Consider the following 21,784-nt stretch of genomic DNA (forward strand, 5'->3'; position numbering starts at 1 on the left):
ACCGGATAGATGATCACTGCGCGGCGAGGCGGGCCGCCGTCTCCAGGAACAGGCCGTGGACGAACGCCTGCGGCAGGTTCCCCCGGACCTGCCGCTGGTGCACGTCGTACTCCTCGGCGAACAGGCCCGTCGTCCCGCAGGCCGAGCGGGCCCGCTCGAACCGTCCGAGCGCCCGCTCCCGCTCGTTCTGCTGGAGATCGGCCAGCGACAGCAGGAAGCCGCAGAGGGTGAACGCGCCCTCCTCCTCGCCCAGCGGCCGGTCGCCGAGCCGGTACCGGTAGACGAACCCCTCCTGCTCCAGGTCCTGCCGGATCTTCTCGTAGGTGGCGGTGGCGTGCTCGGCGTCCACCGGGTAGGCACCGCGCAGGGCCGGCAGCAGCAGGGCCGCGTCCACGCGCTCGTCGTCGGGCGCCCGCCGCCAGTAGCCCTCGGCGTCCAGCGCGGCCTTCGCCGTCTCGGCCTGGATGTGGTCGGCGAGATCCTCCCAGTCCGCCCGCTCCCGGTCGGTCGCGAGCAGCGCGGCGGCCCTGCGCAGGCCCGCCACGCACACCAGGCGGGAGTGCGTCCACTGGCGGAGCTCGGTCTCCCAGATGCCGTAGTCGTCCTCGTGCCAGCGCTCGCCGATCGCCCGGACGGCCCGGGCCGCGGCGTCCGCGATCCGGGCGTCGACGTGGTCGTGCCGGGCCGCCGCCGAGAACAGGAGCAGCGCCTCGCCGAACGCGTCGAGCTGGAACTGCTGGGTGACCCGGTTGCCGAAGACCGCGCGCGAGCCCGGATAGCCCGGCAGGCCCGCCTCCCGCTCCTTCGGGATCGGGCCGCCCGCCACCGTGTAGGCGGGCTTCAGCCGCGCGCCGTCCTCCAGCAGCCGGTCCGCGACGAAGCCGGTCGCGGCGTCGAGCAGGTCGAGGCGCCCGCCGTGCGTGGCCACGGCGTGGCCCGCCAGGCACTGGTCCCGGATCCACGCGTACCGGTAGTCGTAGTTCCGCGTCCCGGCCAGGTGCTCCGGCAGCGACGTCGTCGCGGCGGCGGCCATCCCGCCCTGCGACGAGGTCAGGCCGGTCAGGACGGCGTAGGCCAGGCGCGCGTCCCTGGGCGCGAGCGTGTCCGAGCAGTCGGGGATCCGCGCCTGCCAGTCGTCCCGCGTCCGCCGCCACAGCCGGTCGGGCTCCTCGGGGCGTCCCTCGATCGGACGCGTCGAAAGCTCCAAGACCAGGTCGCGCGTCTCGCCCTCCGCCAGCTCCAGCTCGAAGGCGAGCGGCCAGCCGGTGGCGTTCTCCGGGACGCCCGTCCAGCGGAAGTGCACCCCGTCCGCCTTGCCGAGCCACGCGCCGCCCTCCCGGCGCAGCTCGCGATCGTCGCCGATCCCGAAGCGCACGCGGATGCGGACCGGTCCCTTCACACCGCGGAGCCGCCGCAGCACGACGGCCCGCTCCCGGTCCGCCGGACGGGCCAGCGCCTCGTGGCACTCGACCAGACCGTCCGGGACGACCCAGCGGCTGCGCCAGACCAGCCCGTGCTCCTCGTAGTAGCCGCCCCACACCCTGCGCTCCGCGACCGGGCACACCACGTACGTGCCCGTCCCTCCCAGCAGGCCCGAGAAGACCGGCTCGGACTCCCACGACGGAAAGCACATCCAGGCGAAATCGCCATGCGGACCTACCAGCGCGCCCCGCTCACCGTCCCCGACGAAGGCATAGTCACGCAGCACATGGAGCATCTGGTGCCCCTTCCCCCGAACCCTCTCCCGACACGCGCGGTGCCCCGCGAGATGATGATCTACTCCCCATTTACCTATGGCGGACAACACGCATGATTCTCGGACCGAGGGTAAGAAGGGGGGCGTCACACGAAAATCAACAGGAAAAGGAAGTGAGCCACTGTGGCGCTCATCATCGCCATCCTCCTGCTGGCGCTGCTGCTGGGCGGACTGGGGTTCGCCGTGCACATCCTGTGGTGGATCGCCCTGGTCGTCCTGGTCATCTGGATCCTCGGCTTCGTCCTGCGCTCGGCGGAAGGCGCGGGCGGCGGCCGGAGCCGCTGGTACCGCTGGTAGCCGGCGACGCGACCACCGACGGAGACCACTGACAGAGTCCCCTGACAGAGTCCCCTGACAGGACCGTCTCTCCCCCTCGATAAACCAGTTGAGGGCACGGGCCGATCGGCGTTTCCCCTGAAACGCCGATCGGCCCGTGCCCTTATCGCCTTTTCTTCGGAGATCGCCTGAATGGCCGGGCAGGTCAGACCGTCACGCGGACGGTGGAGCCCGTGCGGTTCTTGGCGACGCGGAGCTGGGCCGGGATGCGCGTGCGGAGCTCGGCGACGTGGCTGACCACGCCGACCGCCCGGCCGCCGTCGCGCAGCGCGTCGAGGACGGCCATCACCTCGTCCAGCGTCTCGTCGTCGAGGGTGCCGAACCCCTCGTCCACGAACAGGGTGTTCACCTCGGTGCCGCCCGCCTCGGCGGTCACGACGTCGGCGAGGCCGAGCGCGAGCGACAGGGACGTGATGAACGACTCGCCGCCCGACAGCGTGGCCGGGTCGCGGTCGCTGCCCGTCCAGGCGTCCACGACGCGCAGGCCGAGCCCGCCGCCGCTCTTGCTCCGGTCGCCCGCCGCCTTGTCGACGGTGTGCCGCAGCACGTACCGGCCGCCCGACATCCGGCCGAGCCGCTCGTTCGCGGCCGCGACGACGCGTTCGAGGCGGGCCGCGAGCACGTACGCCGACAGCGACATCGCGTGCCGGTTCGCGGGCGACTTGCCCGAGGTCAGGCCCGCCAGCCGCTCGGCGACCGCGTGCGCCTCGGCGGCCGGGCGCCAGGCCGCGACGGCCGCCGCGAGCTCGCCGCCGAGCGCGGTGACGCGCGCCAGCCGCTGCCCGGACCGGGACACCGCCGACGCGGCGGCGGTGCGTTCGGCCTCGGCGCGATCGACGGCCTCGGCGAGCGCCGCGAGATCGGGCGCGGGCCGGGACGCGGCGTCGGTCAGCGCCCGGTCGGCGAGGGCGTCGCGGACGACGGCCTCGGCGGCCTCGAACCAGCGGATCCGCTCGCGCAGCGGAGCCTGGTCCTCGTCGTCGAGGTAGGCGGCGGACGCGGCCTCCGGGGAGGTGAAGCCCTCCTCGGCGGCGGCGTTCGCCGCGGCCTCGCGCGCGGCGGCCAGCTCGCGGGCGGCGTGGTCGGCCGCGCGGAGCGCCTCGACGGCGGCGGCCAGCGCGGACGCCTCCCGGTCGAGCCGGTCGACGCGCGCCTCCAGGGACGGGTCGTCGCCGCAGGCGGCGGCGAGGTCGGCGGTGTGCCGGGCGTGCTCGTCGGCGAGGGCCCCGTCGCGCGCGGACGCGGCCTGGAGCGCGGCGGCGACCTGCTCGTTCCGGGCGCGCTGCTGCTCGCCCTCGGCCTCGATCCGGCGCAGGTCGGCGTCCAGGCGGTCGGCGCCGGCGGCGACCTCGGACAGCTCGGCGAGGCGGGCGCGCGCCGCGTCCCGCTCGGCGGCGATGTCGGCGGCGGGCTCCTCGCCCGCGATCTCCAGCTTGGCGTCGCGCTCGCCGCGCAGGGCGTCGGCCTGCCGCGCGGCCCGCTCGCGGCGCTGCTGGGCGGCCTCGAACGCCTCGCGGGCGCGCTCCACGGCGTCCTCGTCCGGGATCTCGGTTCCGGACGTGGCGGGCGCGGGATGCTCGGTCGAGCCGCAGACCCGGCAGGGCGCGCCGTCCTCCAGGTCGGCGGCGAGGACGGCGGCCATCCCGGACAGCCGCGCCTGCTGGAGGTCCTGGTGGCGGTCGCGGGCGTCCTGGGCGGCGTCCACGGCGGCGCGGTGCGCGTCGTCGGCCTGCTCGATCAGCACGGCGAGGTGGTCGCGGCGCTCCGCGGCGGCCAGCCTGCGCTCCAGCTCGTCGGCGGTGGCGCGGACGCCCGCGACCTCGGCGGCGGCGAGCCGGGCGCGCTCCACGGCCGCGCGGTGCCGGTCGAGGCGTCCGGGCAGCTCGGCGAGGACGGCGGCCAGCCGCTTCGCCTCGGCTTCGAGGCGGGACCGCGACTCGGCGAGCCCGGCGCGGTCGCTCGCGATCTCGCGCAGCCGGTTCGCGACGGCGCGGCGGCCGTCGAGCGCGGCGATCTCGTCCCGGCGGTCGCGCTCGGCCTTGGCGAGGACGTCCTCGGCGGCGTCCGGCGGGACGAGCCCGCCGACCCGCGACCGGACCGACGCGGCGTGCTCGCGGGCCCGCTCGGCCTGCCGCTCCCGCGCGCCGGCCTCCCGGACGAGCCGGACGACCCGGTCCGCGCGGGCCGCGGCGTCCAGCCGCGCGGCGTACCGGGCGCGCTCCTCGGCCCGCTCGGCCAGCACGTCGCGGCGGCGCAGCGCCTCGGCGTGCCGGGTCTGGCGTTCGGCCAGGTCGCGGGCCTCTTCGAGGGCTCGGCGGGAGGCCGTCGCGGTGTCCGACGCGTCCGCCAGAAGGCCCTGCTGGACGGCCAGCAGGTCGGCGTGCTCGACGGCGAGCGCGCGCGCCCACGCGGGCAGCGCCTCGACCGTCTCCAACGTCTCCTGAGCCGTGAACTCCGCCTCGGCCCGCGAGGCCGCGCGGCCCTGGTCACCGGAGCGCGGGGCGGGGACGGGGGTGATCGACTCGTGCGGGCTCGGCTCGCCGGCGGCCTCGGCGATGCGGGACGCGATGGACGCCGCGGTGGCGCGCAGGGCGTCGGCCTCGCGCCCGGTGTCGCGGCGGCGGTCGGCCAGCCAGGTCTCGACGGCGGTGAAGATCTCGGCGGAGAAGAGGCGTTCCAGCAGCTCGCGGCGGCCCTTGGCGTCCGCGCGCAGGAACCCGGCGAACGCGCCCTGCGGCAGCATCGCGACCTGGCAGAACTGCGCGGCGGTCATGCCGAGCAGCCCGCCGATCACGTCGTCGGCCTCGCCCACGCGGGTGGACAGCGCGACCCACTCGCCGTGCTCGAACTCCTCCAGGACGACCTTGGCGTTCTCCTTGGTCAGCCCCTCGCCGCGCTTCTTCGGCCGGTACCACTCCGGCGACCGCGTGACGCGCAGGCGGCGGCCCCGGATCGTCGTCTCCATCTGGACGCTCGGCGCGAGGTCGGGCGCCGCGTGGTCGCTGCGCAGCCCGCGAGCGCTGTTCCGGACGCCCGGAACCTGCCCGTAGAGCGCGAAGCAGACCGCGTCGAGCACGCTGGTCTTGCCCGCGCCGGTCTGCCCCTGGATGAGGAACAGGCCCGCGTCGGCGAGCGCGGCGAAGTCGATCTCCTGCCGGTCGCTGAACGGGCCGAACGCGGTGACGACGAGCCGGTGCAGTCGCATTACCGCAGCGCCTCCTTGCGGCGGAACGCCTCGAACGCCTCGTGCAGCAGGTCGCTCTCGGCCTCGGACGCGGGCGTGCCGGTGACCTCGGTGACGAAGTCGGCGGCGATGTCCAGATGCGAGCGCTCGTGCACGCGCTCGGCGAAGGTGCGGGTCTCCCGGTCCCCGCCGGACGCGTCGGGCTCGAAGTTCAGCGCGAGCGTGTGCGGGAAGCGGCGGCGGAGCCGCTCCATCGCGGCGGTCGGACGGTTCGGGTCGGTGATGGTGAACTGGAGCCAGTGCCCGGTGAAGTCGTCGTAGCGCGGCGATTCGAGCAGGTCGTCCAGCCGTCCGCGCAGGCGCGCGAGCCGGCGCGGGACCGGGGCCTCCACGAACTCCGCGGCGAGCGTGCCGTCCGCGGCGAGGTCGATGAGCCAGGAGCCCTTGAGGTGGTGCTCCTCGGAGAACGAGTAGGCGAGCGGCGACCCCGAGTACCGGACGCGATCGGTGATGCGCTGGCGTCCGTGCAGGTGGCCGAGCGCGGCGTAGTCGACGCCGTCGAACACCGACGCGGGGACGTTCGCCGCGCCGCCGACCGAGATGTCGCGTTCGCTGTCGCTCGGCTCGCCGCCGGTGACGAACGCGTGCGCGAGGACGACCGAGCGCGTGCCGCCCGGACGCGTCGCCAGGTCGTCCCGGACGCGCCGCATCGCCTCGCCGAGCGCGGCGGAGTGGCCGCGTTCGGGCAGGTCCCACTGCGGCCGGACGAGCTCGGGCTCCAGGTACGGGATGCCGTAGACGGCGACGTCCTCCACCATGACGGGCTCGCCCACGCGCGCGGGGTCGGTGCGCAGGTGCACGCCCGCCGCGTCCATCAGCCCGGAGCCGAAGCCGAGGCGGCGCGCCGAGTCGTGGTTGCCCGCGATGAGCACCACGCGGGTGCGCTCGGCGAGCCGTTCGAGGGCCTCGTTGGCGAGCTTCACCGCGTCCACGCCGGGGAGCGCGCGGTCGTAGACGTCGCCGGACACCAGCACGCAGCCGACCCGCTCGGCGCGCACGGTCTCGACCAGGTGGTCGACGTACGCGGCCTGCGCGGACAGCAGGTCCTCGCGGTGGAACGATCTGCCGAGATGCCAGTCGGAGGTGTGAAGGATTCGCATCGCGGTCCACACCCTAGGCGTCCCCTCCGACACAACAGGCCCAGAAACGCCGCCCCGTCCGCGATTCACCGTCCGGTGCGACGCTCGGCGACAACGCGCGCACGCAGCGCGGCGTGCCGCCGGGTCCCCTAGAGTGGCGCGGTGAGCGATCGCCCCTACGTGCTGCTGAGCTGCGCCATGTCGATCGACGGCTACATCGACGACGCGAGCCCCGAGCGGCTGCGCCTGTCCACCCCGGCGGACTTCGACCGCGTGGACGCCGTCCGCGCCACCTGCGACGCGATCCTGGTCGGGGCCGGAACCGTCCGCGCGGACGACCCGAAACTGCTGGTCAAGGGCGAGTCGCGGCGGGAGCGGCGGGTCCGTCAAGGGCTGCCGCCCGACCTGGTGAAGGTGACCGTCACCGGCAGCGGCGACCTCGACCCCGACGCCCGGTTCTTCACCACCGGCGAGTCGCCGAAGCTGGTGTACGCCTCGTCCGGGAACGCCGAGGCGCTCGCCGCGCGGCTCGGCGACCGCGCCGAGGTGATGGACGCGGGCGACCCCGTCCACTTCCCCGCGATGCTCGCCGACCTCGCGCGGCGCGGGGTGCGGCGGCTCATCGTCGAGGGCGGCGGCGCGATCCACACCGCGTTCCTCACGCAGGGCCTGGTGGACGAGATCCAGCTCGTCGTCGCGCCGTTCCTGCTCGGCGACCCGGCCGCGCCGCGCTTCGCCGGCTCGGGCGTCTTCCCGCAGTCGCCGCAGCGTCCGATGCGGCTGGAGGACATCACCCGCATCGGCAACCTCGTCCTGCTGCGCTACCTGGTCGGGGAGAACCGTGGCTGACGCGGAGTGGCTGGCGCTGGCGTGCGACCTCGCCGCGCTCTGCCCGCCGTCGGAGACCGCGTTCTCGGTCGGCGCGGTGGTCGTCGGCCCGGACGGGACGGAGCTGGCGCGCGGCTTCTCGCGCGAGTCCGACCCGTCCGACCACGCGGAGGAGGCGGCGCTCGCCAAGCTCGGGGACGTCCCGCCGGGCGCGACCGTCTACAGCTCGCTCGAACCGTGCGGCGCGCGCAAGTCGCGGCCGAGGCCGTGCGCCGAGCTGATCGTCGCGGCCGGGATCCGGCGCGTGGTGTTCGCCTGGCGCGAGCCGTCGCTGTTCGTCGAGGGCACCGGCGACGAGTACCTGCGCGCGCACGGCGTCGAGGTCGTCGAGCTGCCCGCGCTCGCGGACCGGGCCCGCCACCCGAACGCGCACCTGCTCGGCCGCCCCTGAGACGGGAGTCTCATTCCCCCTTGCGGACGCCCCGGGGCGTCGTGCGATGCTGTCTCCCAAGCAAGCATTCGGTCAAGACCGGGAGACGGCATGCGCGAACACGATCGGCTGTTCATCGGCGGCGAGTGGACGGCCCCCGCGGGCACCGGCACCATCGACGTCATCTCCCCGCACACCGAGGAGGTCGTCGGCCGCGTCCCGGACGGCACCGAGGCCGACATGGACCGCGCCGTCCAGGCCGCCCGGCGCGCCTTCGACCACGGCCCCTGGCCCCGCATGGCGCCCGCCGAGCGCGCCGAGGTCCTCGGCCGCCTCTCGGCGATCTACGCCGAGCGCCAGCAGCAGATGGCCGACCTCGTCACCGAGGAGATGGGCTCGCCGATCCTGTTCTCGATCTTCGGCCAGGCCGCGCTCCCCCAGATGGTGCTCCAGTACTACGTGGACCTCGCCGAGGACTTCGCCTGGGAGGACGAGCGTCCCGGCATGCTCGGCCCGGTCACCGTCACCCGCGAGCCGGTCGGCGTCGTCGCCGCGATCTACCCCTGGAACGTCCCGCAGTTCACCCTCATGCTGAAGCTCGCCCCGGCCCTGGTCGCGGGCTGCACCGTCGTGGCCAAGCCGTCCCCGGAGGCCCCGCTCGACGCCTACCTGCTCGCCGAGTGGGCCAAGGAGGCCGGCGTCCCGGACGGCGTGCTCAACTTCGTCCCCGCCGGACGCGAGGTCGGCGCCTACCTCGTCGCCCACCCCGGCGTCGACAAGGTCGCCTTCACCGGCTCGACCGCCGCCGGCCGCAGCATCGGCGAGACCTGCGGCCGCCTCCTGCGCCCCGCGACCCTCGAACTCGGCGGCAAGTCCGCCGCGATCATCCTGGAGGACGCCGACCTCGCCACGACCATCGAGGGCTTCAAGATGGCGTCCCTGATGAACAACGGCGAGGCCTGCGCGGCCCAGACCCGCATTCTCGCCCCCCGCAGCCGCTACGACGAGGTCGCGGGCGCCCTCGGCGCCATGGTCTCCGCCCTCGCCGTCGGCGACCCCGCCGACTACGGCACCGAGATCGGCCCCCTCGTCGCCCGCCGCCAGCAGGAACGCGTGGAGAACTACATCCGTATCGGCCAGGACGAGGGCGCCAAGATCATCGCCGGCGGCCTGAACCGCCCGCACGACCGCGGCTGGTACGTCGCCCCCACCGTCTTCGCCGACGTCGCCAACGACATGCGCATCGCCCGCGAGGAGATCTTCGGCCCCGTCCTCGTCCTCATCCCCTACGAGGACGAGGACGACGCCGTCCGCATCGCCAACGACAGCGACTACGGCCTCGGCGGCTCCGTCTGGACCTCCGACGTCCCCCACGGCGTCGAGGTGGCCCGCCGCATCCGCACCGGCTCCTGCGGCGTCAACCTCTACGTCCTGGACCCCAACACCCCCTTCGGCGGCTACAAGGACTCCGGCCTGGGCCGAGAACTGGGCCCCGAAGGCCTCACCGCCTACCTGGAACACAAGGCCATCCCGCGTCCCCATTGAGCCTCCGGCTCCGCGCCCTCGCCCAGCGGCTCAGACGCGGCCCGGCGACTCGGGCGAGCGCGACATCGCTTCGCGATCAAGGGCGTGGAGACTCGCCTCCGGCATCATCTCCACGCCCTTGGTAGCGCGCCCGCGCGCAGGCCAAGCGGAGCGCGCGAGCCCGGGCACGCCTGCCAAACGCGCGACGCCGAAGGCGAGCCCCGCGCCCGGGCGGAAAGAACGCGCGGAGGCGGAGGCGTGCACCCCACGAAAAGCTCAAGAGGCGCGCGAACGCGTGACCAACAGCCCGGACGCGACGCCGAAGGCGAGAGCGTGCACCCCACGGAAGCCTCAAGAGGCGCACGAACGCGTGACCAACAGCCCGGACGCGACGCCGAAGGCGAGAGCGTGCACCCCACGGAAGCCTCAAGAGGCGCGCGAACGCGTGACCAAGGGGCCGGGCGCGACGCCGGAGGCGAGCGCTCGGGCGCTTGATCGCGAAGCGATGCCGCGTTCGCAGGTAGGCCGGGCCGGCGGGCGAGCCGCCAGGCGAGCCCGGCGGAGCCGGAATACAAAATCAACGAAGACGGCCCCGGGCGGACGGGGACCACCGGGCGCCCGTTTGGTCGGTGGTCCCCGTTCGGCCGGGGCCGTCCCCGTGGGTCCGGCGGCGGGGCGGAATCGCCGCGCGGACGCCGGAGGGTTGGTCCGCGGGGCCGGGGTCAGGTCAGGGAGACCGGGCTCCAGCCGTGCCGGTGGCGGCAGGCGCGCGCCACGTCCGGGTCGACGTCGCCGGTCACCAGGAGGCGGACGTCCGGGACCGGGACCGGGGTGTGGTCGAAGGTGAGGGAGCGGAGCTTCTCCGGGGTGACGACGGCGGCGGTGGCGCGGTGCGCGCCGACGGCGTGCAGCAGCGGGGCGACCTCGGGTTCGGGGACGCCGACGAGGGTCGCGCCGTGCGCCAGGCACAGGTCGGACAGGCCGATGAGGACGTCCGGCCGGCAGTCGCGGACGCCGCAGACCAGCACGTCGCCGGAGTGGACGCCGGTGACGGCGGCGAGCCGGTGCAGCGCGGTGAAGCGGTCGGCGTGGGTGAGGTCGACGGGCGGCTCGAACAGCCGCAGGGCCGGGTCGCGCGGGGCTTCCGGCGGCGGGTCGGACGGTCCGGCGCTCCCCACGCCGGCCCCCTCTCTGCCCGACCCGCCGCCCGTCTCCCCCCGGGTGGCGGCCGTCTCTCCCCATCCGGCCGCCTGCTCCCCCCACCCGGAGGCCGTGCCCCCTGCGGCGCCCGCCCCGACGAGGCGGGCGAAGGACGTCGCGCCCGGGTACTCCCCGAAGGCGAACGCCTGCCGGACGTAGGAGCGTTCGGTGGCGGCGAGGGCCGCCCCCGCGACCTCGCCGCCGGTCACCAGGAACCGGGCCCCGCACTCGGTCATCATGCGGGCCAGCTCCCCGACCGTCGCGTCCAGCGGGAGCGGTGCGGGCACCGCGCCCGCCGCGCACAGCGCGTGGACGGCGAGGGCGAGCTCGCCGACGCCCGCGACCTGGACGGCGGCGACGTCGCCGGGCCGCACGCCGTGCCGGTGGAGTCCGGCCGCGGCGGCGGGGACGAGCGCCGCGAAGGCGCCGAACCCGATCCGCCGGTCCGGGTCGACCAGCGCGGCGCGCCCGCCGAACCGGGCCGCGTGCTCGCGGGCGGAGGCGAGCACGGCCCGGGTCACGGTGGGCTCGGCCACCGTTCCCGGCCCCGCTTCTCCCTCAGGCATGGGGTGAACGTACGGAGCGGGGCCGGGCGGCCACATCCGCAGAACTGTGTAGGTGGGTATGTAGGTCATCAGGACAGCCCCGCGCGCTGCAGCAGCGCCCGGCGGCGCACCCGGCCGGCCGGGGACCGCGGGATCATGTCGACGACGTGCACCGCGACGACCCTCCGGTAGGACGGCACGTGGCCGTTGACGTAGGCGAGCAGCTCGTCCCGGGCGACCGGGCGCGTCGCGACGACGAACGCGTGCGGCGCGAGCCCGACCTCCAGGTCGGGGACGGGCACGATGACCGCGTCGGCGACGGCGGGGTGGGCGGCGAGGACGGCGTCGGGTTCGGCGGGCGGCTCGGGCCGTCCGGCGCCGAGGCGGCCGAGGATGTAGACGCGGCCGTGCTCGTCGGCGAACGCCTGGTCGCCGGTGGTGAGCCAGCGGACCGGGACGGCGGCGGCCGAGGTCATCGGCAGCCGCAGGCACAGCTCGCCCGGCTGGTAGGCGGGCTGGTCGGCGCCGGTGGCCGGGTCGAGGACCCGCCAGGCGACGCCGAGCAGGCCGCGGCCGACCGAGTCGAGCGTGCCCTCCTCGACCCCGCGCGGGTTGAGGTGGGTGATCCCGGCGGCCTCGGCGATCCCGTACGCCTGCCGGACGGGGCAGCCGAGCCGGTTGGCGCAGGCGCGCGCGGCCTCGGCGGACAGGGGTCCGCCCGTGCTGACCACGGCGCGCAGGGAGCGCAGGTCGTAGCGGGGGACGGACCGGTCGTAGGCGAGCACCTCGACCAGCCGCGGCGGCGCGAGCAGGACGGTGACGCGGTGGTCCTGGACGGCGCGGAGCAGTTCGTGGCGGCCCGCGCCGGCGAGGGTGACGATCGTCGCGCCGAGCCGGAGGGCGGGGTTGAGCAGGCCGTTCAGCGCGATCGGGTCGGCGAGCGGCAGCGCGGACAGCACCGTGTCGGACGGCCCGACCAGCCCCGCGTCGGCGACGCGGGTGAGTCCGGCGACGACCTCGGCGTGGGTGAGCCGGACGGCGCGGGCGGACGCGCCGTCGCCGCGCGTGCAGGCGACCAGGGCCGCGTCGCGGGCCGGGTCGACCGGGACGTCCGGCGCGGGGTCGCCGGTGTGCAGGGAGGTGAGGGACTCCGCGCCGGGCTCGTCACCGAAGGTGAACAGCCGCCGGACGGGCCGTGTCCGGATCGCGGCCTTCGCGACGTCGAACAGCACCGGCCAGGTGACGAGGACGTCGGCGTCCGCGGCGGCGAGCAGCACGGCGAGCTCGGCGGCGGGGACGGTCGGCCGCACCGGCATCGGCGTCGCGCCCGCGGCGGTGACGGCGTGCAGCGCGACGACGAACTCGGGGCTGTCGGGCAGGTGCAGCGCCACGACGGTGCCGGGCCCGACGCCCTCCCGGACGAGCCCGGAGGCGAGCGAGCCGACGGCGGCGGCGAGCTCGGCGTGGCTCATCGCCCGGTCGCCCATGGCGTCCACGACGGCCGGCCGGTCGCCGGTGCGGGCCACGGCCGCCCGCTCTTCGTCGGGTGTCATGCCGAACACCGCGCGGGACACCGTCACCGCCGGATGTCCGGAGGCCGCGTCCACTCGCATGCAGATCATGCGTCCGACGCTACGTGCGGCGCGCCCGGCGGCACATGCGCACGATTGTGCACGTACGTATGTAACTCAGCGGAGCTGCGGCTGGTCGGCGAGGTGGTGGTCGACGGCCCAGACGGCGATCTGGGCGCGGGAGTTGAAGCCGAGCTTGGTGAGGATGTTGGCGACGTGCCGCGCGGCCGTCGCCGGGCTGATCACGAGTTCGCCCGCGATGCCCTTGTTGCTGAGGCCGCGCGCGATCAGCTGCGCGATCTCCCGCTCGCGCGCGGTGAGCGTGCTCGGCGGCGTGCTCGGCGGCGGGCTGGTCGGCGTGCTCGGCGACGTGCTCCTCGGCGTGCTGGTCGGCGTGCTCGGCGACGTGCCGGACGGCGCGCCGTCCGCCGTGCCGGACGCGGCGGTCGAGGCCGGGCCGCTCGCGCCGTCCGTGGGTGGTGCGGCGGAGGGATCGGCTTCGGTGTCGTCGGTGCCGAGGGCCAGCGCGATGGCCTCGTCCGGGGCGAGGGAGCGGCCTTCGCCAAACCACTGCGCGACGACGGGGTCTCCCACGACCCGGCGGACGGGCTCCAGCACGGCTTCGACGCGGGCGCCGTGTCCGGGCGTGCGGGTGACGGACGCGCCGGACGTGTAGGCCGGGCCGTCCGGATGCGGGGTGTGGCGGCGCGCCGCCGCTTCGCGCAGCCCGTCGGCCGCGCCCGCGAGGAGCACGGCCCCGCGCCCGTCGCCTTCGCGCGCGAGGAGTTGCGCGAACGCTTCCAGTCCGCGTGCGATCTCCGGACGGACGCCGGACGCACGGCTCAGCCGAAGCGCGCGCGCCAGGGATCGCCGCGCAATGGGCAGGTCCCCGGCGGCGAGCGCGACGCGTCCGAGCCCGGCGAGCGCGCGCGCGAGTTCGGGACGCGCCTCGATCTCGACCAGGGGCGGAAGCGCCTCGGTGAAGCGGGCGCGCGCGCAGGCGGCGTCCCCGCGCAGCTCGGCGATACGGCCGAGGCCGATGAGCGCGTGCGCGGCGCCCCACAGTTGCCCTATGTCGCGCATCACGGCGAGGCCCGCCTCGTATGCCTGGGCGGCCTCGCGCGCGCGCCCGCGTCGGGCGAGCATGTAACCGCGCGTGATCAGCGCGTAGCCGCGGTTCCATTCCTGGCCGGGGGCGTCGGTGAGCGCGTCCGTCTCGTCCAGCCGGTCGGCGGCCTCGGTGTAGCGGCCCGCGCGGATGTGCGCCTCGGCGATGGTGATCAGGGACGCGGCGGCCATGAACCCGTCCCCGGCGCGGCGGCACGGGTCGAGGGCCCGTTCGGCGAACCCGGCGGCGCGCGGGAAGTCGCGGGCGCTGAGCGCGAGCTGCGCGCGGCCCGCGAGCGCAGGGCCGAGGACGATCGCGGGCAGGCCGCGGCTGCGGGCGAGGAACCGGTCGGTCCACCGCGACCACTCGGCGACGCGTCCGCGCGCGATCCAGTAGGAGCGCAGGGCCGTGCAGATGCGCAGGCCGCCCTCGACGTCCTCGCGGTCGAGCGCCCAGGACAGCGCGGCGCGGATGTTGCCGAGCTCGGCGTCGCAGCGGCGGAACAGGGCGACCCGGTCGGGCCAGTCCGCCTCGGCCTCGGCGAGCGCCAGTTCGCCGTCCCGCTCGGCGTACTCCAGGACGGCGTCGCGGTGCCGGTCCCGGATCGCCTCCTCCTCGCCCGCCTCGGCGAGCCGCTCGGCGGCGTACTGCCGGATGCTGTCCAGCAGCCGGAACCGGGTCTCGCCCGCGACCTCGTCCACGACGACGACCAGCGACTTGTCCACGAGCGCGGTGAGCAGGTCGAGGACACCCCGCGGCGGCAGGCCGCCGTCGACGGCCGCCGGCTCCCCGTCCAGCTCCGAGAGGTCGGGAAGGTCGGGAAGGTCCGGCAGATCGTGGAGGTCGGGAAGGTCCGCGAGATCGGGCAGGTCGGGCAGGTCCGCGAGATCGGCGAGGTCGGCGGCGAGGCCGGTGGGGTCGGCGTCGGCGCAGACGCGTTCGGCCTGGCCGAGCGTCCAGCCCGTGAACACCGACAGGCGTCTCAGCAGGGTGCGTTCGCGGTCGTCCAGCAGCTCGTGCGACCAGTCGATCGCGGCGCGGAGCGTGCGCTGCCGGTGCGGGGCGGTGCGCGCGTTGCCGCCGAGCAGCCGGAACCGGTCGGCGAGCCGTCCGGCGATCTGCTCGACGGTCAGCACCCGCAGCCGCGCGGCGGCCAGCTCCAGCGCGAGCGGGACGCCGTCCAGCGCCCGGCCGACCTCCTCGACCGCCGCCGCGTTCTCCGGCGTCACGGCGAACTCCGGCCGGACGGCGCGGGCGCGCTCGGCGAACAGCCGGACGGCCTCCGCAGGGTCCAGCGGCGGGACGCGCCAGACCGTCTCGCCCTCGGTGCGCAGCGGCTCGCGGCTGGTCGCGACCAGCCGCAGCCGGGGGCAGCGCGGCAGCAGCGTCCCGGCGAGGTCGGCGCACTCGGCGACGACGTGCTCGCAGTTGTCCAGGACCAGCAGCACGGCCCGGTCGCCGATGGCGTCGGCGAGCGTGACGGTGAGCGGGCGCCCCTCCTCCTCTGACGCGCCGAGCACGGCCGCGACCCGCCGGGCGACCACGTCGGCGGGGCCGCCGGACGCCAGGTCGGCCAGCTCGACGAACCAGGCGCCGCCGGGGTGCGCCGCGAGCACCTCGTGCGCGACGTGCACGGCGAGCCGGGTCTTGCCGATGCCGCCCGCGCCGCACAGCGTCACCGCGCGGGTCGTCTCCAGCAGGCCGCGCAGGTCCGCGACGTCCCGCTCGCGGCCCACGAACGCGTTCGGTTCGGCGGGCAGGTTCGTCCCGGCCGCGACGGGGGGATTCGGTGTCATGCCCAGCGGCCTCCACAACCTCCGGCGTACCGGACCGGGGTGGCCTCGGCAAGGGGAGCCCTTGTTCCCGAGTCGTCCTCGGCGGAAGTCTTTCACCCCGTCCCGCGCCGCGTCCCGGAATCGGCGGGGAGAACTATCTCCCCCTGCTTTACCCCGCGGGCCGGCGCCGTCCGGGCGGACCGTGACCGGGCGGCCACGCACCGCCGCCGGTCGAAGGCCGTCGAGGCCGCGCGGAACACGCCGGGACCGGTCCGATTCCACCCTCGGGGCCCGCTGGCCTTACCGTAGGTCGCCGTGTCCCACCCCTCCGATCCGACCGCCGACACCACGCCGACCTTGGACGACGCCCTCGTCGGCGAGGCCGTGCTGGGCGTGTACCGGCAGATGTTCGCCGCGCTCGCCCGCGACGGCGGCGCGGTCGTGGACGACCCGGAGCTCGTGGACGTCGCCGAGACGCTGCTCGCCGCGTTCGCCGACGCGGGCGAGGAGGGGCTGAGCCGCGAGCAGATGCGCTACGTCTGCCGCCGCTACCCGGCCGAGGTCTTCGAGAACCGGCTGCGGGTGCTGCGCGGGCTCGGCGCCGTCCGGGAGGTGTTCCCGAAGCCGAACCAGCTGCGCTACCGGGCGTCGTTCACCTCGGTCGTCGGGCTCATGTTCGTGCGCCGGATGATGCTGGACGGCGGGCAGTCCGAGATGCACCGGCTGCTCGCGCTCGAACAGCTCAACGTCGCCGACCCGCGGATGACGCCCGAGCAGGCCCGGGACGGCGCTGCGGGCCTGGCCCGCGCCTTCCGGCTGTGGAGCGTCGAGCTGCTGACCCTCACCAACGGCACGATCGAGGAGCTGCGCGAGCAGGCCCCCAAGTTGTGGGGCACCGAGGAGATCCTGCAGCGCGCCGAGCGGCTGCACGGCGCGATCCTGCGCCGCTGGCCGCAGCTCGACCGCGCCTGCACCGACCTGCGCACCGCGATCTACGCCTACGGCGACGCGTCCCGGCGGGCCGCCGCGCGCCTGTCCGACTCGGCGGGCACGACCCGGAACCTGACCCTGCTGCCGCCCGAGACGTGGCGCACCTTCGCGCGCACCGCGTCCCGCGACGAGCTGGCGGCCGTCCTGGAGGGGTTCGTCTTCGACGCGCCCGCGCCGTGGCACGAGCCGTCCGCGGTCGTCCAGGCCGTGGAGGACGGGCCGCGCGCGACCCCGCCGCGTCCCGCGCCGCCGCGGCCGTCCGTCCCCGACCCGGGCCTGTCGGACGACACGGGCGGCGACGCGACGGCGACCGAACGCCTGCGCGCCGTGGCGGAGCAGCTTCTCCGGGGACGCGACCGGATCGCCGTCGAGGACGTCCTGGCGCAGGACTGGGTGACCGCGCGGCGCCTGCTCGCCGACCTGTCGTCCGCGCACCTGCACCCGGAGCTTCCGTACCGGCTGACCTGGTCGGACGGTCTGGCCGTCCGGCCGGAGGGCGCCCCGACCTGGATCTCTCCCGGCGTCTTCGAGCGCACCTCCCCCGGCGTTTCGCGAGAGGTGGGGGCCGATGAGTGAGGAGAAGGTGGACGCCGCAGTGCTCGCACGCGCGCGGGCGCGCGCGTTGGGAATGCCGTCGCAGCCGGTGTCCGAGCCGACGCCGTCAGGGCTGGCGACCGCGTCCGACGGCGAGCGGCTGTGGCTGCTGCCCGCCTGGCCGGACGGCGCGACGCCCGCGCTGCTGGAGGAGTACGACACCGCGCCGATGCCGATGGACCGGTCGGGGCAGGCGCGGCGCGTCCTCGCGGCGGCGCTGCGCTGCTGCTGGACGCGGCTGGACGACGCGCCGTGGCCGGGCGAGGCCGCGCCGGTCCCGGCCGTCCTGGAGGTGTACGGCGGGATGTCGCGCGGCGACGCCGAGCTGGCGCGGCGCTGGGCGACCGGCGAGCTGCGGCGGCTGTCGGACACCGGCTGGCTGCTGCTGGACGAGGCCGCCGGCGTCGTCCGGCCCGGCCCGCGCGTGGCGCTGTGGGCGGACGACTCGCTCGGCCCGCTCCGCGACCTGCTGCGCCGCCTGCCCGAACCGCCGCAGGGGGTGCTGCCGGGTGAGTGAGCTGTTCGAGCCGCTGCTCCGGTCCTACGACGAGCGGCGGCGGTCGGAGCTGGTGGCGGCGTACATGGCCGTGGAGCACGCGGCCGAGCCCGTCCCGGAGGCGCGGTTCGCGGCGCTGCGCGAGCCCGCGTCGCGCCGCACGGTCGAGGCGATGCTGAACCTGTCCGGCCGCACGCTGATCCGCGCCGGGCGGACGGAGTGGACGTCCGGCTACCGGGACGACGTCGCCGACGAGCTGGCCCGCGATCCCGCGTGCGTCCCGCCCGCCGGGGACCGGGCCGTCCTGACCCTGGTGCTGATCCACTCGGTGGCGATCCCGCGCGCGACCGGGCGGCTGCCGGACGACACCTGGCTGTCGCCGCATCCGACGCCGCTGGAGGAGCTGCGCCGCCGCTCCCAGCTCCCGATCGGCGAGCTGGAGGCGGCCCTGCGGCGGCTGCGGCTCGCGGGCCTGGTCGCGCAGGTCCGCGCGGACGGCCGGACCGACGGCGGCGACGCGGGCGGGTTCGTCCCCGGCCCGCAGTTCCACCGCCTGACCCCGGCCACCCGGCGCCGCCTCCAGGAGGAGCTGATTTTGGCCGCGGGCCCGGACTCGCCACTGGCGGCCACGATCCGCGCCCGCCGCCGCAGCCGCGACCGCGTCCTGCAGGCCACCCGCGCCCAAGCGGCCCAGGGCGGCGCGGCGACCCAGGACGGCGCGGCGACCCAGCGCGGCGCGGCGGCGCAAGGCACCGCGGCGGCCCAGCGCGGGGCGGTGGGCCAGCGCGGCGCGGCGGCGCAAGGCGGCGCGGCGGGGCAGGGCGGAGGGGCGGCCGAGACCGGACGCGTTCCGGGAAGGGCGGCGCGCGCCGCCGGAGACGTTGACGCACGGGGGGACATGTCGTGACTGCGGTGCTGGATCCGCTGGTGCCGGGACCGGCGCGGAGCGGGGCCGACAGCGAGAACGTCGTCGGCGACCGGACGCTGGTCGCCGTCCAGGCGGTGAACATCTCGCGGCTGTCGACGCATCCGGTGCCGACCGTGCCGGGGACGCTGATCGTGGTCGCGGGCCAGGGGCCGAAGGACTCCAACGGCGCGGGCAAGTCGTCGTTCATCGCGTCGATCACGGCGCTGCTCGGGGACGAGCAGTGGCGGTTCGCGTCGGGCGCGCGGGCGGTCGCCGAGCTGCTGTTCAACGCCGAACTCGCCGCGCAGGGCGACCAGCAGTGGGCGTCGGCCGACCACGGCTACATCGTCGGGGTGTTCGACCACGCCGACGGCGACGGCTCGGACGCCCTGACCGTGTGGCTGCGGGTCAACGCGGACGCGCCGCACCTGGAGCTGCGCTGGCGGCACGGCGTGCACCTGGCGTCGGCGGCGTCCGAGGCCGAGCGGGTGACGATGGCCGACGCGCTGTGGTCGTCGCTGCCGCGCAGCGCGGGCCGCCGCGACTTCGTCGCCAAGGACCTGTCGCGCGTCCTGTACGGCGGGCAGGTGCGGTGCGTGTCGTTCCTGTCCACCTCCGTCCGGTCGAAGGTCGCGACGAACCTGCTGTCGCAGCCGCTCAACGAGATCACCCCGGAGCGGATCTTCTCCGCGATCGCGGCGCTGACCGGCCTGGACCGGGAGCTGGAGGCCGAGCGGGTCTCGCGCGCCGAGGAGCACCGCGAGCGCGCGAAGGCCGCCGAGGCGACCGCGCGGCTGGCCGAGTGGGAGCGCGAGGCGGCGTCCCTGCTGAAGACGTTCGACCGGCGCGACCGGGCGCGCGCGGAGGTCGCGGCGGCGCTGCGGCACTGGCGGACGCGGCAGGCCCGGCTCCTGGAGGACGCGGCGGAGGCCGACGCCTCGCTCGCGGCGGAGCTGGCCGCGCTGGAGGAGGAGACCGAGACCGTCCGGCAGGCGGTGCGCGCGGCCGAGAAGGAGGCCGAGCAGCTCACCGGCGGCGCGCTGGACGCGCAGGTCGCCGAGGCGCAGGCGGCCCTCTCCGAGCTGAAGGGCCGCGCGGACCAGCTCGGCGCGGACAAGGCCGTCGCGCGCAACCGCATGGAGGAGCTGCGGCGGCGGGTGTCGGCGCTGGAGGAGCGGCGGCGCGAGGCGGACGGCCGCGACGAGGACACCGCGCGCCGCGAGCTCGCCGAGGCCGAGGCGCGCCGGGACGAGGCGCAGCAGGAGTTCGGCATGGCGCGCGGCGCGGTCGCGCGGGCCGAGCGGGCGCTCGCCGAGGCGGAGGCGGGCGAGTCGAGCGCGCCCGCGCAGATCCGCGCGCTGGCCGGGGCCGGGATCGCGGCGGTCGGGCTGCTGGACGCGGTGGAGCTCGCCGAGGACGTCCGGGACCGCTGGGAGGCCGCGCTCTGGCCGTACCGCGAGGCGGTCGTGCTGGACGCCGCCGACCTGCCCGCCGCGTCCGGCGCGCTGAAGGCGCTGCCCGGCTCCATGATCGTCCCGGCCGACGGGGCCGTCGCGCCCGAGTCCGAGGCCGAGGCCGAGGCCGGGGCCGGGGCAGGGGCCGGGCCGGTGCCGGGGCTGCCGGAGGGGGTCCGGTGCGGGCTGCCGCTGGGGCGGTTCTTCGCGGCGCTGGAGGCCGGGGACGGCGGCGGCGTCGTGATCGTCGCCGGGTTCCCCGAGCCGGTGACCGGGCGGGTCGCGCGCGTCCAGGCGGCGCGGGCGGCGCTCGCGTCCGCGCAGGGGGCGCTGGAGGAGGCCCGGCGGCAGACGTCGGACGCGGCGGCCGACGTCGCGCTCGCCACGCGGCGGCTCGCGGGCGCGCAGGCCGGGGCGGAGCTGGAGTCCGTCCGGGAGGCGATGGCCGAGCTGCGCGAACGGCTGGAGGAGCTGGCGGGCGGCGAGGCCAGGCTCGGGCCGCGCCTCGGCTCGGCCGAGCAGGCGCTGCGGCGGCTCCAGGCCAAGGCCGACACGCGCGCGCTGGAGGTCGACCGGCTGCGCGGGCGCCGCGAGGCGCTGGAACGCGACCGCGAGCGGCTCGTCGCCAGGGCCGCCGAGCTGGGCGGCAAGCGCGCGGCGCTCGGGCTGGACGTCCTGGAGCGCGAATGGGGCGAGTCCCGGGACGCCGCCGCCCGATGGCTCGGCGAGCTGACCGACGACGAGCGCACCTGGACGCCGGACGAGTGGTGGCACACCGCCGAGAAGCACCTGTCCGAGGCGCTGCGCCGCGTCTTCCCGGACGGCGTGAACGACGAGGACATGCCGGAGGAGGTCCGGTTCCTGCTGCGTGAGCGCGCCGAGGGCGAGGGCCGCCGGACCGAGCGCGAGCAGGCGACGTTCCCGCGCCTGGTGCGGTCGCTGGAGTCCTACCTGCGGCAGCAGGAGGACTACGAGCGGCACCAGCGCCGCCAGATCGAGGTGCAGATGGCGGCCCGCCGCGCCGACCTGGAGAAGGCCAGCCGGGGCGCGGACGAGGCCGCCGGGGCCGCCGAGGCGCACCGGACGGCGCTGACCGCCGCGATCCGCAGCCGCCTCCAGCGGGTTGCCGAGGAGTTCGAGAAGCTGGACGTCCAGTACGGCGGGTACGGCGCGACGCTGGAGTTCCCGACGCCCGAGCCGCCCGGCGACCCCGAGCAGGAGTGGCGCTGGCGCGTCACGCCGAAGTGGCGGCGCAGCGACGGCCAGCGGTACGTCCCGTACAACCGGCGCGCGAACACCGCGCTGATGGACGAGAAGGCCGTGAAGCTGGTCTGCGCGGCGGCGCTCGCCTCGTCCGGCGGCGGCCGGCTCTGCCTCGTGCTGGACGAGCTGGGCCGCAACCTCGGCAAGGAGCACCGCAAGGAGGCCGTCGCGCTGTTCCGCGAGATCGGCGAGCAGCACGGCATCACCGTCATCGGCGCGCTCCAGGACGACATGGAGCCCTACGCCATCGACGCCTGCGGCCAGTACATCAAGCTGCGCCGCTCGTCCGACACGATGCCGTACAACGAGCCGCCGGTCGTGGTCGGCTACGACGAGCACGAGCCGCGCGTCCGGCGGCTGGCGAGCGCCATGACCGCCGCCCGCGCCGCGACCGCCGTCCGCGCGGAGGCCTCTGCCGGGGCTGAGCCTGCTGTCGGTTCCGAGACCGCAGCCGAGGCTGAAACGACCGCGAGTTCCGAGGCCGAGGCTGAGACGACCGCGGGTTCCGAGGCCGCGGCCGAGGCTGAAACGACCGCGGGTTCCGAGGCCGAGGCTGAGACGACCGCGGGTTCCGCGGCCGGGGCCGGGGCTGAGGCGCCTGCCGGGACGGACGTGCCGGGCGGTTCCGGGAGCGCGGTGGAGGGCGCCGAGATTTGAGCAGGTGATTGCCCGCCGGGAGGTTCG

At 76.2% G+C, this 21,784-nt stretch carries 14 protein-coding genes; 8 read left to right on the forward strand and 6 right to left on the reverse strand.

Going from position 1 to position 21,784, the window contains the following annotated elements:
• Nucleotides 1–13: 13 nt before the first annotated feature.
• Entirely contained in the window at nt 14–1,717 is a 1,704-nt protein-coding gene (locus tag ACFPCY_RS30480; protein WP_378260820.1) for a glycoside hydrolase family 15 protein, read from the reverse strand.
• A 162-nt stretch (nt 1,718–1,879) separates the two neighbouring features.
• On the opposite strand from ACFPCY_RS30480, the gene ACFPCY_RS30485 reads away from it, so the two are divergent.
• Entirely contained in the window at nt 1,880–2,053 is a 174-nt protein-coding gene (locus tag ACFPCY_RS30485; RefSeq protein ID WP_378260822.1) for a hydrophobic protein, read from the forward strand.
• 184 nt (nt 2,054–2,237) lie between these two features.
• On the opposite strand, the gene ACFPCY_RS30490 is transcribed toward ACFPCY_RS30485, so the two are convergent.
• Together ACFPCY_RS30490 and ACFPCY_RS30495 are read right to left on the reverse strand one after the other, a co-directional pair.
• Entirely contained in the window at nt 2,238–5,297 is a 3,060-nt protein-coding gene (locus ACFPCY_RS30490; protein ID WP_378260824.1) for an AAA family ATPase, read from the reverse strand.
• Complete coding sequence (locus ACFPCY_RS30495) at nt 5,297–6,436, reverse strand: exonuclease SbcCD subunit D (protein ID WP_378260826.1); 1,140 nt, start codon at nt 6,434–6,436, stop codon at nt 5,297–5,299. The genes ACFPCY_RS30490 and ACFPCY_RS30495 overlap by 1 nt, the downstream gene beginning before the upstream one ends.
• Before the next feature lie 141 nt (nt 6,437–6,577).
• Here ACFPCY_RS30495 and ACFPCY_RS30500 point away from each other — a divergent pair, with 141 nt between their 5' ends.
• The 3 genes from ACFPCY_RS30500 (at nt 6,578) to ACFPCY_RS30510 (ending at nt 9,218) form a co-directional block, all read left to right on the forward strand.
• Nucleotides 6,578–7,264, forward strand: coding sequence for a RibD family protein (locus tag ACFPCY_RS30500; protein ID WP_378260828.1), 687 nt, complete (start codon nt 6,578–6,580; stop codon nt 7,262–7,264).
• A complete protein-coding gene (locus ACFPCY_RS30505; RefSeq protein ID WP_378260830.1) occupies nt 7,257–7,694 on the forward strand; it encodes a cytidine/deoxycytidylate deaminase family protein in 438 nt (145 codons plus the stop codon). The genes ACFPCY_RS30500 and ACFPCY_RS30505 overlap by 8 nt, the downstream gene beginning before the upstream one ends.
• Nucleotides 7,695–7,784: 90 nt before the next feature.
• Nucleotides 7,785–9,218, forward strand: coding sequence for an aldehyde dehydrogenase (locus ACFPCY_RS30510; RefSeq protein WP_378260832.1), 1,434 nt, complete (start codon nt 7,785–7,787; stop codon nt 9,216–9,218).
• A 701-nt stretch (nt 9,219–9,919) separates the two neighbouring features.
• Here ACFPCY_RS30510 and ACFPCY_RS30515 read toward each other — a convergent pair.
• From ACFPCY_RS30515 to ACFPCY_RS30525, 3 genes are all read right to left on the reverse strand, one after another.
• Entirely contained in the window at nt 9,920–10,963 is a 1,044-nt protein-coding gene (locus ACFPCY_RS30515) for an AMP-binding protein (protein ID WP_378260834.1), read from the reverse strand.
• Nucleotides 10,964–11,031: 68 nt separating this feature from the next.
• Nucleotides 11,032–12,564 (reverse strand): class I adenylate-forming enzyme family protein, encoded by a 1,533-nt coding sequence (locus tag ACFPCY_RS30520; protein ID WP_378260836.1) that lies wholly within the window; start codon nt 12,562–12,564, stop codon nt 11,032–11,034.
• A 66-nt stretch (nt 12,565–12,630) separates the two neighbouring features.
• On the reverse strand, nt 12,631–15,417 hold the full coding sequence (locus tag ACFPCY_RS30525) for a LuxR C-terminal-related transcriptional regulator (RefSeq protein ID WP_378260838.1): 2,787 nt from the start codon (nt 15,415–15,417) through the stop codon (nt 12,631–12,633).
• A 294-nt stretch (nt 15,418–15,711) separates the two neighbouring features.
• On the opposite strand from ACFPCY_RS30525, the gene ACFPCY_RS30530 reads away from it, so the two are divergent.
• From ACFPCY_RS30530 to ACFPCY_RS30545, 4 genes are read left to right on the forward strand one after another with little or no spacing between them, the layout of a single operon-like run.
• The gene (locus ACFPCY_RS30530) at nt 15,712–16,962 is read left to right on the forward strand and encodes a hypothetical protein (RefSeq protein WP_378260840.1); all 1,251 of its coding nucleotides are present in this window, start codon (nt 15,712–15,714) and stop codon (nt 16,960–16,962) included.
• On the forward strand, nt 16,955–17,497 hold the full coding sequence (locus tag ACFPCY_RS30535) for a hypothetical protein (protein WP_378260842.1): 543 nt from the start codon (nt 16,955–16,957) through the stop codon (nt 17,495–17,497). Before ACFPCY_RS30530 ends, ACFPCY_RS30535 begins: the two co-directional genes overlap by 8 nt.
• Complete coding sequence (locus ACFPCY_RS30540) at nt 17,490–18,383, forward strand: DprA-like winged helix domain-containing protein (protein ID WP_378260844.1); 894 nt, start codon at nt 17,490–17,492, stop codon at nt 18,381–18,383. Before ACFPCY_RS30535 ends, ACFPCY_RS30540 begins: the two co-directional genes overlap by 8 nt.
• The gene (locus tag ACFPCY_RS30545) at nt 18,380–21,757 is read left to right on the forward strand and encodes a coiled-coil domain-containing protein (RefSeq protein WP_378260846.1); all 3,378 of its coding nucleotides are present in this window, start codon (nt 18,380–18,382) and stop codon (nt 21,755–21,757) included. The genes ACFPCY_RS30540 and ACFPCY_RS30545 overlap by 4 nt, the downstream gene beginning before the upstream one ends.
• Nucleotides 21,758–21,784 lie beyond the last annotated feature (27 nt).

This window comes from Actinomadura gamaensis, assembly GCF_042652125.1.
Lineage (GTDB): Bacteria > Actinomycetota > Actinomycetes > Streptosporangiales > Streptosporangiaceae > Spirillospora > Spirillospora gamaensis.